The organism is Falsiroseomonas sp. RANM36 (genome assembly GCF_056682175.1).
Window position 1 is genome coordinate 685,449 of record NZ_JBWXTD010000003.1, and the last position, 13,059, is coordinate 698,507.

General features: G+C 71.8%; 13 protein-coding genes. 4 read left to right on the forward strand and 9 right to left on the reverse strand.

Translation table 11 applies throughout. The annotated features are described in order from the left end of the window. Positions 1–250 precede the first annotated feature (250 nt). On the forward strand, positions 251–1,186 hold the full coding sequence (gene metF / locus AC1MIR_RS08075) for a methylenetetrahydrofolate reductase (RefSeq protein ID WP_480027662.1): 936 nt from the start codon (positions 251–253) through the stop codon (positions 1,184–1,186). 92 nt (positions 1,187–1,278) lie between these two features. On the opposite strand, the gene AC1MIR_RS08080 is transcribed toward metF, so the two are convergent. Further along, entirely contained in the window at positions 1,279–1,713 is a 435-nt protein-coding gene (locus AC1MIR_RS08080; RefSeq protein WP_480027663.1) for a hypothetical protein, read from the reverse strand. Between the two features lie 66 nt (positions 1,714–1,779). Then, a complete protein-coding gene (locus AC1MIR_RS08085; RefSeq protein ID WP_480027664.1) occupies positions 1,780–2,718 on the reverse strand; it encodes a hypothetical protein in 939 nt (312 codons plus the stop codon). 60 nt (positions 2,719–2,778) lie between these two features. Between AC1MIR_RS08085 and AC1MIR_RS08090 the strand changes: the two genes are divergently transcribed. Genes AC1MIR_RS08090 through AC1MIR_RS08100 form a run of 3 tightly spaced genes read left to right on the forward strand, consistent with a single transcriptional unit; the run spans position 2,779 to position 6,462 of the window. Then, positions 2,779–3,276 carry a pentapeptide repeat-containing protein gene (locus AC1MIR_RS08090; protein WP_480027665.1) on the forward strand — a complete coding sequence of 166 codons (498 nt, stop codon included), beginning with the start codon at positions 2,779–2,781 and terminating at the stop codon, positions 3,274–3,276. 46 nt (positions 3,277–3,322) lie between these two features. Next, on the forward strand, positions 3,323–5,545 hold the full coding sequence (locus tag AC1MIR_RS08095) for an ATP-dependent helicase (RefSeq protein ID WP_480027666.1): 2,223 nt from the start codon (positions 3,323–3,325) through the stop codon (positions 5,543–5,545). Further along, positions 5,545–6,462: a 50S ribosomal protein L11 methyltransferase gene (locus AC1MIR_RS08100; RefSeq protein ID WP_480027667.1), complete on the forward strand. Its 918-nt coding sequence runs from the start codon at positions 5,545–5,547 to the stop codon at positions 6,460–6,462. The genes AC1MIR_RS08095 and AC1MIR_RS08100 overlap by 1 nt, the downstream gene beginning before the upstream one ends. Positions 6,463–6,480: 18 nt before the next feature. On the opposite strand, the gene AC1MIR_RS08105 is transcribed toward AC1MIR_RS08100, so the two are convergent. The 7 genes from AC1MIR_RS08105 to AC1MIR_RS08135 all read right to left on the reverse strand — a co-directional run bounded on the left by AC1MIR_RS08105 (position 6,481) and on the right by AC1MIR_RS08135 (position 12,983). Continuing rightward, a complete protein-coding gene (locus AC1MIR_RS08105; protein ID WP_480027668.1) occupies positions 6,481–6,927 on the reverse strand; it encodes a DUF488 domain-containing protein in 447 nt (148 codons plus the stop codon). A gap of 4 nt (positions 6,928–6,931) precedes the next feature. Continuing rightward, positions 6,932–9,241 carry an NADP-dependent malic enzyme gene (locus AC1MIR_RS08110; protein WP_480027669.1) on the reverse strand — a complete coding sequence of 770 codons (2,310 nt, stop codon included), beginning with the start codon at positions 9,239–9,241 and terminating at the stop codon, positions 6,932–6,934. Between the two features lie 92 nt (positions 9,242–9,333). Beyond that, entirely contained in the window at positions 9,334–9,876 is a 543-nt protein-coding gene (locus AC1MIR_RS08115; RefSeq protein ID WP_480027670.1) for an NADH-quinone oxidoreductase subunit B family protein, read from the reverse strand. 13 nt (positions 9,877–9,889) lie between these two features. After that, a complete protein-coding gene (locus AC1MIR_RS08120) occupies positions 9,890–10,123 on the reverse strand; it encodes a hypothetical protein (protein WP_480027671.1) in 234 nt (77 codons plus the stop codon). 18 nt (positions 10,124–10,141) lie between these two features. Continuing rightward, positions 10,142–10,927 (reverse strand): hydrogenase large subunit, encoded by a 786-nt coding sequence (locus AC1MIR_RS08125; RefSeq protein ID WP_480027672.1) that lies wholly within the window; start codon positions 10,925–10,927, stop codon positions 10,142–10,144. Then, the gene (locus AC1MIR_RS08130; protein WP_480027673.1) at positions 10,894–11,532 is read right to left on the reverse strand and encodes an NADH-quinone oxidoreductase subunit C; all 639 of its coding nucleotides are present in this window, start codon (positions 11,530–11,532) and stop codon (positions 10,894–10,896) included. The genes AC1MIR_RS08125 and AC1MIR_RS08130 overlap by 34 nt, the downstream gene beginning before the upstream one ends. Beyond that, on the reverse strand, positions 11,529–12,983 hold the full coding sequence (locus AC1MIR_RS08135; protein ID WP_480027674.1) for a proton-conducting transporter transmembrane domain-containing protein: 1,455 nt from the start codon (positions 12,981–12,983) through the stop codon (positions 11,529–11,531). Before AC1MIR_RS08135 ends, AC1MIR_RS08130 begins: the two co-directional genes overlap by 4 nt. Positions 12,984–13,059 lie beyond the last annotated feature (76 nt).

Below are 13,059 nucleotides of genomic sequence, written 5' to 3' on the forward strand. Positions count from 1 at the left end.
CGCCGAGCGCCAGCGCGGCGCCGAGGGCGAGCGCAAGGGGAAGGCGGGACGCGGACATGCGCGTACGGCTCAAGGGGACCTCCGGGCGGATATCCGGCGGAGCAGCACCGGACCGTCGCGCCCCGGGACTTCCAAGTGGCGCGGCGGCGCCCTTATAAGCGCCAACGCGCCGTAGCGGAACGGTCGTGCTGTTGCGGCGTGTTGCGCGACCTTGGCGCAGCGTGCCGAGTTCGCGAGGGAGCATTAGCGAATGAACATGGCCCTGACGGGCACGCTGCAGCGCTGGCTGACCGGGCCGCGCGTCGCCGGGCTGCCGCAACCGACCGAACTGCCGCCGCCCAAGCTCTCCTTCGAATTCTTTCCGCCGAAGAACGAGACGCTGGAGCAGCAGCTCTGGGCCGCGATCCGCCGGCTCGAGCCGCTCGCCCCGCGCTTCGTCTCCGTCACCTACGGCGCCGGCGGGTCCACCCGGGCGCGCACGCATGAGACCGTGTCCCGCCTGGCGCGAGAGACCTCGCTGACGCCGGCCGCGCATCTCACCTGCGTCGGCGCCACCTGCGACGAGGTGGACGAGGTGGCGCGCGGCTATCTCGCCGCCGGGGTGCGCCACATCGTCGCGCTGCGCGGCGACCCGCCCGCCGGTGCCAGCGAATACACGCCGCATCCCGGCGGCTACGCCCAGGCCGAGGATCTGGTGCGGGGCCTCCGCCGCATCGCCGATTTCGACATCAGCGTCGGCGCCTATCCCGAGACTCATCCCGCCGCGACCTCCGCCGATGCCGACCTCGACTTCCTGAAGCGCAAGATCGACGCCGGCGCCACGCGGGCCATCACCCAGTATTTCTTCGACACCGACATCTATCTGCGCTTCCTGGATCGCTGCGCGGCGGCCGGCATCACCGTGCCGATCGTCCCGGGCATCCTGCCGGTCTCCAACTTCAAGCAGGTGCAGAAGTTCAGCGCCATGTGCGGCGCCTCGGTTCCCGCCTGGATGGCGCGGCTGTTCGACGGGCTGGACGACGACGCCGAGACGCGCCGCCTGATCGCCGCCGTCGTCGCGGCCGAGCAGGTGCGCCTGCTGCAGGCCAATGGCGTGGACGAGTTCCACTTCTACACCCTGAACCGTGCCGACCTGACCTATGCCATCGCGCATTTGCTGGGGGTGCGGCCGCAGGCGCCCGGCTGAGGGAGCCGCCCCGGGGCGGGCCGCATGGGCAAGGCTGGCCGCATGTCGGCCAGCCCGAAGCTGCCCTTCCGCGCCCCACCGGACGGCGGGGATCAGCGCAGCAGGTTGAACTTGTCCGCGATGAACAGCGTGCCGAAAAGCGTGCCCGCGAAGATCAGCAGATGGTTCCGGATCGCGTCCTTCCGATAGACCATCGCCGGCGGCGGGTCGGGCAGGGCGGAGGCGGCAAGCGCGGCGAGCCCCCGCGGCGCCTGCTCCGGCGGCGACGCGGCCGGTGTGGCCGCGGCGACCGCGTCGGCGACCGCCGCCTGGGCCTCGGAGGGCGTCATGCAGGGGCCGAGATAGACGAAGCGGCGTGCAGCCTCCTCCGGCCCGATCGTGCTGCCGTCCCACAGCACCCAGTGGCGCAGATGGGTGTTCCACCCGATCGGCAGCGGATGGCCCCCGGCTTCCTCCGCCCGGCTGACCCAGTGCCAGGGCCGGTTGGGGTCGGCGGGCTCGCCGAGGCGGGTTTCGGGCCAGGACATCGCGTCACCCAGGCTGTTGCCCGGCGAGCCTAGAGCACCTCGGCGCTCCGCCGGAACCCCGCGCCGTCAGACGACAGGACGCAAGCGGTCATAGACCGGGCGCAGCAGGAATGGGCTGAGGAAGAGCGGGAACTGGCAGAGCGCGAAGAACAGCAGGATGCGCGGCTCGGTCGCGGCCGGCAGCACCGCCAGATACAGCGCCATGTTGCGGTTGCCGCTGAGCAGCCCGGTCGCGAGCGCAACCCGCGGCCCGGCAGGCCAGGTCGCCGCCGCCGTCAGCGCGTTGAGCCCGAAATTGCCGAGGACGGCGAGCGCCAGGCCCCCCGCCACCCAGGCCGGCTCGGCCAGCAGCTTCGCCTGCATCCCATCCATCACGCCGATGCCATACATCACCAGCAGTACCACGACGGTGCCATCCACCATGCCGGACCAGCCCGCCAGGCGCGGCGCCGGCACCACGCGGCGGATCGCCAACGCCAGCAGCAGCGGCAGGCCGACGATCAGCACCAGCCGTGCCATCAGCCCGCCGATCGAGATCGCGAGGTCGATTCCGAGCAGCCCGAGCGCCAGCGGTGGCGCCGTGAAGGGCACCAGCAGGGTGGAGATCACCGCGACGACCAGCGAGATCGAGGCATCGAGTCCGACCAGCCGCGCGAAGGCCGGGGAGGAGGTGGCCGCGCAGCCCGTCGCCATGATCACCAGCGCCGCGCCGAGCGGCCCGTCCAGCCCTGCGAGACGGACCAGCGCGAAGACGATCAGCGGGCAGGCCAGCAGGATCCACCCGACCAGCGCCGCCACCAGCAGCGGCCGGCGCAGATAGCCCACAACCTGGCCGAGATCGATGCGCAGCATCACCAGGGTCATCAGCCCGGCGACCGTCAGGGTCAGCGTCTCGCGCAGCACCGCGGCCAGCGGCGGCAGCGCGACGCCCACGAAGATGCAGCCGGCCAGAAGCAGCCCGCCGCGCCGCGCCGACCATTCGAGGAAGAGCCTGAGCGGAGCCAAAGGGGGTGAGCGCGGCGGCCGTGGTTGGAGACGTTCGACCTGTGTTCTATATCCTGTGGCGTGTTCCCGCGCCAACTCCTCCTGCTCCTCGCGCTGGCGCTGCTCGCCGCGCCTCCCGCCCTCGCTGCCTGCACCGACCCGGCCGGGCCGGAGGTGGTGTGGCGCCGCTGCCTGCTGGACGGGCGCGACCTGGCGGGGGCCGACCTCTCGCGCGCGCAGCTTCGCGACACCTCGCTGCAAAGGGCGCGCATCGTCGGCGCGCGGCTGGTCGGCGCGGATGCCTTCAATGCCCGTTTCGTCTCCTCCGACCTGACCGATGCCGACCTGACCGACGCGACCCTGCGCGAGACCGACTTCACGCGCGCGGTGCTGCGCGACGCCCGGCTGGCGGGGGCCGATCTGCGGCGGGCGCGGCTGTTCCGCGCCGATCTGTCCGGCGCGGACCTGACCGGCGCCAATCTGGAAGGTGCGGATTTCTCCAATGCGATCCTCGCGGGCGCGCGCTGGACCGACGGGCAGCGCATCTGCGCCCCGGCCAGCGTCGGGACCTGCCAGTGACGGATCTCGGCGCAGCGCAGGCCGCTGGGTGGGCGAGGAGCGCAGCGTGACTCCGACCGAAGGGCGTTTCACCTATCTGGCCGGCCTGAACCCCGAGCAGCGCCAGGCGGTGGAGACGCTGGATGGCCCGCTGCTGGTGCTGGCCGGCGCCGGCACGGGCAAGACCCGCGTGCTGACCACGCGCTTCGCGCACATCCTGATGAGCGGCAAGGCGCGGCCCTGGGAGGTGCTGGCCGTCACCTTCACCAACAAGGCCGCGCGCGAGATGCGCGAGCGCGTCGCCCACATCCTGGGTCGCCCGGTGGAGGGGCTCTGGCTCGGCACCTTCCACGCGCTTTGCGCACGCATGCTGCGCCGCCATGCCGAGCTGGTCGGGCTGAAGAGCGGCTTCACCATCCTCGACGCCGACGACCAGCTGCGGCTGCTGAAGCAGGTGATGGAAGCCGAGCGCGTGGACCTGAAGCGCTGGCCCGCGCAGGGGATGATGGCGATCATCCAGCGATGGAAGGACCGCGGCATGACGCCTGCGCGCGTCACGCCGGCGGAGGACACCGACTACGCGATGAACCGCGGCCGCGCGCTCTACGAGGCGTACCAGTCGCGCCTGCGCGAGCTGAACGCCGCCGATTTCGGTGACCTGCTGCTGCACATGACGGAGATCCTGCGCACCCACCCGGAGGTGCTGGCCGACTACCACCGCGCCTTCCGCTACATCCTGGTGGACGAGTACCAGGACACCAACCTGGTGCAGTACTACTGGCTGCGCCTGCTCGCGCAGCGCCCCGACCCGCAGCCCCAGAACATATGCTGCGTTGGCGACGACGACCAGTCGATCTATTCCTGGCGCGGCGCGGAGATCGAGAACATCCTGCGCTTCGAGAAGGACTTTCGCGGGGCGCGCATCGTCCGGCTGGAAGCGAATTACCGGTCCACGCGGCCGATCCTCGGCGCCGCATCCGGGCTGATCGCGCGCAACACCGGCCGGCTCGGCAAGACGCTGCGGCCCGGGCGCAACGACGCCGATGGGGAGAAGGTGCGCGTCGTCTCGCTCTGGGACAGCGAGGAGGAGGCGCGCATGGTGGGCGAGCGCATCGAATCGCTCCGCCGTTCCGGCCACTCGCTCAACGAGGTCGCGATCCTGGTGCGCGCCGGCTTCCAGACCCGCAGCTTCGAGGAACGCCTGATCGTGCTCGGGCTGCCCTATCGCGTCGTGGGCGGGCTGAAATTCTACGAGCGGCAGGAGATCCGCGACGCGATGGCCTATCTCCGCGTGCTGAACCAGCCCGCCGACGACCTGGCCTTCGAGCGCATCGTGAACACGCCGAAGCGCGGCCTGGGCGATTCCGGCATGCGCGCGCTGCACGAGCTCGCCCGCGCCGAGCGCATCCCGCTGCACGATGCCGCCGCGCGCATCACCGAGGGCGATGCGCTGAAGCCGAAGCCGCGCAACGCGCTGCGCGAGTTGATCCAGGGTTTTGCGCGCTGGCGCCAGGTGAACGAGAAGGAGGGGCACGTCGTCGCCGCGGCGACGGTGCTGGAGGAAAGCGGCTATACGGCGATGTGGCAGGCCGACCGAAGCCCGGAGGCGCCGGGGCGGCTCGAGAACCTCAAGGAATTGCTGCGTGCGATGGGCGAGTTCCAGAACCTCTCGGGCTTCCTCGACCACGTCGCGCTGGTGATGGAGAACGACGAGAACGCGGAAGGCGAGCGGCTGCAGATCATGACCCTGCACGCCGCCAAGGGGCTGGAGTTCGACACCGTCTTCCTGCCGGGCTGGGAGGAAGGGCTGTTCCCCTCCCAGCGCAGCCTCGACGAGGGCGGCGAGAAGTCGCTGGAGGAGGAACGGCGCCTCGCCTATGTCGGCATCACGCGGGCGCGCAAGCACGCCATCATCAGCCACGCCGCGAACCGCCGCATCTACGGCAACTGGTCGCCCGCCATCCCCTCCCGCTTCCTCGACGAGTTGCCGGAGGAGATGATCACGCGCGAAGGCGCATCCTCCATGCGCGGCATGCGCGACACGCCATCGGTCTTCGGCGGCGGCGGCCTGCTCGCGCGCCGCCCGCGCGTGATCGAGGCCGGCGCCTGGGAGGTGCAGGAGCGCCCCGCGCAATCCACGAGTTTCGCGCGCGGCGAGCGCGTGTTCCACGACAAGTTCGGCTACGGCACCGTGCTGCAGGTCGAGGATGACCGGCTGGAGGTCGCCTTCGACAAGGCGGATACCAAGCGCGTGCTGGACCGGTTCCTGCGCAAGGCGAACGAGGCGTGATGCGCGACACCTATGCCGGGCCGCGCGACCGCCGCGCCGATCCGCTCGAGACCATCTGGCTGGACGCGCTGCCCGAGCATGCCGTCCCGCCCTACGAGGCCGCGCTGCAGACCGTATGCCGCTCCGTCGCGCTGTTCCGCGACGAGGCGACGGACACCTGGCGCCTCGAAGGCGTGCGGCCGCAGGGCGCGGGGGAGGAGGAATTGGCCGGCGCGCTGGCGCTCGCCGCCGTCGTCACCGGCCATGACGCGGCGCTGCAGGCCGCGCCGGTGGAAGCCGAGGGCTGGCTCGCCCGCACAGCCCAATCCTTCGGCGAGCAGGAGATCGGCGGCGACTTTCTCATCCGCCCCACCCATGTCCCCGCGACGCGCGTGTATGGCCGCGCGGTGCTGGTGCTGGATGCCGGCATCGCCTTCGGCTCCGGCGAGCATGCCTCGACCCGCGGCTGCCTGATCGCCTTCGCGCGTGCGCAGAAGGACCGGCGGCGGATGCGGCGCATCCTCGATCTCGGCACGGGGTCGGGCATCCTGGCGATGGCCGCGGCGAAGCGGCGCAAGCGCCCAGTGCTGGCCACCGACATCGAGCCCTGGAGCGTGCGCGTCGCCGAGCAGAACGCGGCCATGAACGGCGTGGGCAGGCTGGTGCGCGCGCGCCTTGCCGATGGCTGGGGCGAGCGCCATGTGCGGGGCGGCCGGCCCTATGACCTGGTCTTCGCCAACATCCTCGCCCGCCCGCTCTGCGCCATGGCGAAGCACATGGCGAGCGGGCTGGCGCCCGGCGGCACGGCGATCCTGGCGGGGCTGCTCGGGACACAGGCCCGCATGGTGCTGGCGGCGCATCGCCGCCACGGCCTCAGGCTGGAACGCGCGCTGCCCGTCGGCCCCTGGACCACGCTGGTGCTGCGCAAGGCGAGCTGACGCCAAGGGCCGCGCGGCTCACGCGGGGCCGATCGGCGCCAGGTGGCGGATCGGCAGGCCCACGGCCTCCGCCACCAGCGTGCGGTGGCACTGCGCCGGATCGGCTTCGAGGCAGAGCAGGCAGACCGGCTCGCGCGCCGCGCGCGCCTTCAGCTCGGCCAGTGCCGCCTGAGGCTCCACCCCGGCGAGGTGCGCGGCGAAGATGCGGCGCATCACCTCGGGCCTGCCGCTGCGCGCCGCCTGTCGTCCGGCTGCCGGCGTGCCGAGGGCGGGCATGTGCGCGTAGCCGATCCCGGCTTCCGCCAGCGCGGCGGACAGCGCGCGCTTGGCGAAGCCGGGACGGCGACTGTTCGCCAGCGCGCGCACGTCCACCACGGTGGCGATGCCGGCCTGCCGCAGCGCCGCGACGAGCGCCGCCGGCGTCGCCTCCTCGTAGCCGATGGTGGCGACCGCCGGCCCCGTCACGTCGTCACTTCGTCGCCGCGGCGTGCGCGGCGAGACAGGCGACGTCGAGGATCTGGTTCACGCCCGCCTGCATCGGCACGATCTGCGCCGAATGCGTCAGCCCGGTCAGGAGCGGCCCGATCACCTGCGCGCTGGTCAGCTGCGGCACCGCCTTGGTCAGCACATGGGCGGCGTGCAGGCCCGGCATGATCAGCACATTGGCCGGTCCGGTCAGGCGGCAGAAGGGATAGAGCGCCGCACGCAACGCCGGGTCCAGCGCGACATCGGCCGACATCTCGCCGTCGAACTCGAAATCCGCGCCGCGCTCCGTCAGCAGCTTCACCGCTTCCCGGATGGAGCCGGGAATCGTCCCGCGCGGATCGCCGAAGGTGGAGAAGGAGAGGAAGGCCACGCGCGGCTCCAGCCCCAGGCGACGCGCCGCCGCGGCCGAGCCGCGCGCGATGGCGGCCAGCGTCTCGGCGTCCGGGCGCTCATGCACCGCCGTGTCGGCCACGAGGACCGTCCCGGCGTTGCGCGAGACGATGATCGAGACGCCGAACACCCGCCGCCCCGGGACGGGATCGATCGCCATGGAGATGCCCTCCATCGCCACCGAGTAGGAGCGCGTGGTGCCGGTGACCACGGCGTCCGCATCGCCCGCCGCCACCATGCAGGCGGCGAAGACGTTGCGGTCCTGATTGACCAGGCGCTGGCAGTCGCGGAACAGGAAGCCGTCGCGCTGCTTGCGGGCGTAGAGGAAGTCGGCATAGCGGCGATTGGAATCCGACAGCCGCGCATTCTGGATCTCGATGCCGTCGGGCAGCGGGATCCCGAGCGCCGCGGTGACGGCGTTGATCCGGTCTTCCCGCCCGACGAGCACCGGCGTGCCGTAGCCGGCGTTGCGGAAGGCGATCGCGGCGCGGATCACCTTCTCCTCCTCGCCTTCGGCGAAGACGACGCGCTTCGGATTGGCGACGACGGATTCCGCGATCGCCTCCAGCGCGCCGACCGTCGCGTCCAGCCGGTTCGCCAGGTCGCGGGCGTAGCGGTGCAGGTCGGCCAGCGGCTTGCGCGCCACGCCCGATTCCATCGCCGCCTTGGCCACCGCCGGAGAGACGCGGCTGATAAGGCGCGGGTCGAAGGCGTTGGGGATGATGTATTCCGGGCCGAAGCGCAGCGACTTGCCGGCGCCGGCGCCCGCCACTTCCTCGGGCACGTCCTCCCGCGCCAGCATGGCCAGCGCCTCGGCGGCCGCGATCTTCATCGCGTCGTTGATCGTGCTGGCCCGCACATCCAGCGCGCCGCGGAAGATGAAGGGGAAGCCGAGGACGTTGTTCACCTGGTTCGGATAGTCCGAGCGGCCCGTGGCCACGATCGCGTCGGGCCGGGCGGAGCGCGCCTCGTCCGGCGTGATCTCGGGGTCGGGATTGGCCATGGCGAAGATGATCGGCTTCGGCGCCATGGCGCGAACCATGTCGGGCGTCAGCGCGCCCTTCACCGACAGGCCGAAGAACACGTCGGCGCCGTCGAGCGCCTGGGACAGCGTGCGCGCCGGCGTCTCCACCGCATGCGCCGACTTCCACTGGTTCATCCCCTCCGTGCGCCCCCGGTAGATGACCCCCTTGGTGTCGCACAGAAGAACGTTCTCGGGCCGCATGCCCATCGCCTTCACCAGCTCGGCGCAGGCGATGGATGCGGCGCCGGCGCCGTTGATCACCAGCTTCGTCGTCTTGATGTCGCGCCCGGTCAGGTGGATCGCGTTGATCAGCCCGGCCGCGGCGACGATCGCCGTGCCGTGCTGGTCGTCATGGAAGACCGGGATGTCCATCAGCTCGCGCAGGCGCTGCTCGATGACGAAGCATTCGGGGGCCTTGATGTCCTCGAGGTTGATGCCGCCGAAGCTGGGCCCGAGGTAGCGCACCGAGTTGACGAAGGCGTCCACGTCCTCCGTGTCCACGCAGAGGTCGATGGAATCGACGTCCGCGAAGCGCTTGAACAGCGCAGCCTTGCCCTCCATCACCGGCTTCGACGCCAGCGCGCCGAGATTGCCGAGGCCGAGGACCGCGGTGCCGTTCGACACGACCGCAACGAAATTGCCCTTCGCCGTGTAGTCGTAGGCAAGCTTCTTGTCGCGATGGATGTGCAGGCACGGCTCGGCCACGCCCGGGCTGTAGGCGAGCGACAGGTCGCGCGCGGTGATCAGCGGCTTGGTGAGGCGGATCTCCAGCTTGCCGGGGCGTCCCTCGGCATGCATGGCCAGCGCTTCCTCCGCGGTGATCCGGGCCGTGCGTGTGTCCCCGACAATCTCGCCCGGCGTCTTGCGCGCGTCGTCCATCGTTCCGGCTTTCTCCCCAACCGAACACCCCTTATGAGGCCGCGCGCGCTGCGGCGGAAGCGGGGCGCTTCGCAGGTGCGGCGAGGCGGGGATCAGCCCGGCGCGGCGCGCCTGGGCGTCTCCTGCGCCTCCAGCAGGGAGAGCAGGCCTTCCAGCAGCTGCAGCGGGGTGGGGGGGCAGCCTGGGATCACCAGGTCCACCGGCAGCACATTGGCCACCCCGGCCTCCACCCCGTAGCTGCCCTTGAACACGCCGCCATCCGCCGCGCAGTCGCCCGCGGCGACGATCCAGCAGGGATCGGGCGTGCAGTCCCGCGTGCGCAGCAGCGCCTCCCGCATGTTGCGGGTCACCGGGCCGGTGACGAGCAGAACATCGGCGTGGCGGGGGCTGGCGACGATGCGCAGGCCGAAGCGCTCGATGTCGTAGAGCACGCCGGCCATGGCGTTCACCTCCAGCTCGCAGCCGTTGCAGCTGCCGGCATCCACCTCCCGGATCGCCAGGCTGCGGCCGAGCCGGGCGCGCGCCGTCGCCTCCAGCCGCGCGGCCAGGGCCTGCACCACCTCCTCCGGCGCCGCGGGGGCCGCATCCGTCAGCGGGCGGCCGAGCAGGCGCTTGCCGAGCCGTGGCCAGAGCATCGGGTCTCCCTTCCTAGGCCAGCCGCGCGATGCGCAGCATGTCGTTGCCCTCCGGGTCGCGGAGGACGAGTTCCGTGCCCGGCGGCACGCGCTCCGCGATCAGGCCGAGCTCGGCCAGCGCCTGGCCGCGCTCGTCATAGGCCCAGTGCTCCGCGATCGGGCGGCCCTTGCCGGGCTTCACCAGGGTCACGGTGAACATGCCGGAGGCGCCGGCGGCCTCGCCCGCCAGGGTCGGGAAGCGCGCCATGTCAGGCCGCCTTCGCCATCACAGGTCCACCCCGCTGTAGGAGCAGTTGAACGACTTGTTGCACAACGGGAAGTCCGCGACGATGTTTCCTTCGATCGCCGCCTCCAGCAGCGGCCATTGCAGCCAGGACGGATCGCGCGGGAAGACGGCGCGGATGATGCCGCCATCGTCCAGCGCCATCCAGGTCAGGATCTCGCCCCGGAACCCCTCGACGGCCGCGATGCCCTCGCCGCCCTTCTGCGGCAGGGGCAGGTGGATCTCGCCGGGTTCCAGCGCGGCGAGCAGCGCGCGGACGATCCGGATGCTTTCCTGCAACTCCGCCACGCGCACCCGCACCCGCGCATCCACATCGCCTTCGGCGAACACCGGCACCTCGAAGGCGATCGCGTCATAGGGTGCATGCGGCAGCGCGCGCCGCGCATCGAAGCCGCGGCCGGAGGCGCGGCCGACATGACCGCCCGCGGCGAAGCGCGCGGCGAGATCGCGGCGCAGGACGCCTGTGCCGACCACGCGGTCCTGCAGGCTGGCATGCGTCTCGTAGATCGTGAGCAGCGGCGCGATCTCGGCCTCCGTCGCGGCGAGCGCGGCCAGGATCGCCGCCTCCCCGCCCGGCGCGAGGTCCACGGAAAGCCCGCCGGGGATGACCACATCCATCATCAGCCGGTGCCCGAAGGCCGCCGCATTGGCGCGCAGCACGCCTTCGCGCAGCTCGCCGCAGCGCGCATGCGGATAGGCGAAGGCCGCGTCGTTGCACACGAATCCCCAGTCATTCAGGTGGTTGGCGATCCGCTCCAGCTCCAGCATCGCGGCGACTTGCCGACCATGAGCGAAAGCGTGCCCTTGTGCGTGTAGCCGAGCAGCTGTTCCAGCCGCACCACCGTCTCGCCCTGCACGGTGAAGCGGAAATGGCCGGGCTCGATCACGCCGGCATGCACGGGGCCGACGGGAATCTGGTGCCAGCCCTCGCCCTCGATCGGCAGGAACTCCGGTTGCAGCGGCGGCACGGGTTCGCGCGAGGGTCTTGCGGAGAGCGGCGCCTGCACGGGCCAGCGGCCGTGATCCAGCCAGGGGCGCAGGTCCACGCCGCCTTCGGCCGAGAGGCCCCAGAGATCGCGGATCGCACGCTCGAACCGCACCGCCCCCGGCCGCACCGGCGACAGCGCCGGGTATTCTTGGTCGCTGGCGAGGCACGTCGCGAGCAGGAGCGTGCCCTGTTCCGCGCTCTCGTCCAGGAAGGCCGCGTGGATCGCGGAGGGCTCGGCCCAGAGCGAGAGCAGCGCGAGCGTCGGTTCCTGCGCCAGCGCCTCGCGCAGCCCGGCGAAGGCGGATTGCGTCAGCAGGAAACGCTCGAAGGGCCTGCAGCCCTGCGGCGCGCCGCGACGGATCAGGTCGGACGCAGCGCCGCTCATCCCAGAATCTCCGCCCCCCCGCGCAACAGCGCGGTGAAGGCCGGCGGCGCCAGCAGGATCAGCGCGGCGGCCAGCGCCAGATGCAGCCAGACCGGCACCGTCGCCCAGGCCAGCCCGCCAGGCAGGTGGAAGGCGCCGGGCACGGGGTTGTCGCGCGTCGGCTCGCCCAGGCACATCTGCTGAAGCGCGCGGATCAGCGCCGCCGCGGCGGTGAGCAGGCCGAGGCCGATCGGCAGCACCAGCCACGGGGCGTGCGCCGCCGCCTCCGCCACCAGCCGCAGCTCCGACAGGAACAGCGCGAAGGGCGGCATGCCCGCGAGTGCGGCGATGCCGAGCGCGAGGCCCCAGCCCAGCGCGGGATGGCTCGCCGCCAGCCCGCCGATGTCCTGCAGCTTCTGGCTGCCCTTGAGCTGCGCCGCGGCGCCGACCGCGAAGAACACGCCGCTCTTGATCAGCGAATGGCCGAGCAGGTGGATGATGCCCGCGAGGTTCGCCACAGCGCCGCCGATGCCGAAGGCGAGGGTGGCGAGGCCGACATGCTCGATCGAGCTCCACGCGAACAGCCGCCGCGCATCGCGCCGCCGCCAGAGCGAGAAGGCTGCCAGCAGCAGGGAGAGCAGGCCGAAGCCGATCAGGAAGGGGCCGGGCGGCAGGGCGGCCGGATTGGCGCCGACGATCGCCTCGGCGCGCAGGACCGCGAGCAGCGCCGCGTTCAGCAGCAGCCCGGAGAGCACCGCGCAGATCGGCAGCGGCCCTTCGGCTTCGGCATCCGGCAGCCAGGAATGCAGTGGCACGAGGCCGGCCTTTGTGCCGTAGCCGACCAGGAGGAAGACGAAGGCGAGCGAGAGCAGCCCGGGATCGCAGCGCGCCGCGACGGCATGCAGCGCCGCCCAGGACAGCCCCGGATCGCCGCTGCCGACGACCGGTTGCGCCGCGAGATACAGCAGGATGGTGCCGAACAGCGCCAACGCGATGCCGACGCCGCAAAGAACAAAAAACTTCCAGGCGGCCTCGATGGCGGCGGGGGTGCCGTGCACGCCGACCATCAGCACGGAGGCGAGCGTCGCGATCTCGATCGCCACCCACATCACGCCGAGATTGTCGGAGACGAGCGCCAGGAACTGTGCGCCCATGAAGACCTGGAAGGCCGTATGGTAGGCGCGGATGCGCAGGCTGTCGAACTTCTCCGCGTCCAGCGTCGCGGCGGAGAAGATCGCGGTGGTCAGTCCCACCAGCGCCGAGACCGCGACGAAGGGCAGGTTGAGCGCATCGGTGCGCGTCCAGCCCTGCTCGCCATGCGGATGGCCGAGCAGCAGCAGTGCGATCACCAGCGATCCGGTCGCGATGCCGATATTGACGAAGCGCCCCACGCCGAAGCGCGGCGGGATCAGCGCGAGAGCGACGGCGCCGAGCCAGGGGAAGAACACCAGGACCCAGGGCAGGGGCATCATGTCGTCGACGCCCTCAGACGCCGGGCGCCGCCGGGCCCCCCCGCGGGGGGGCCCCCCAGTGGCGCGGGCGGCGCGG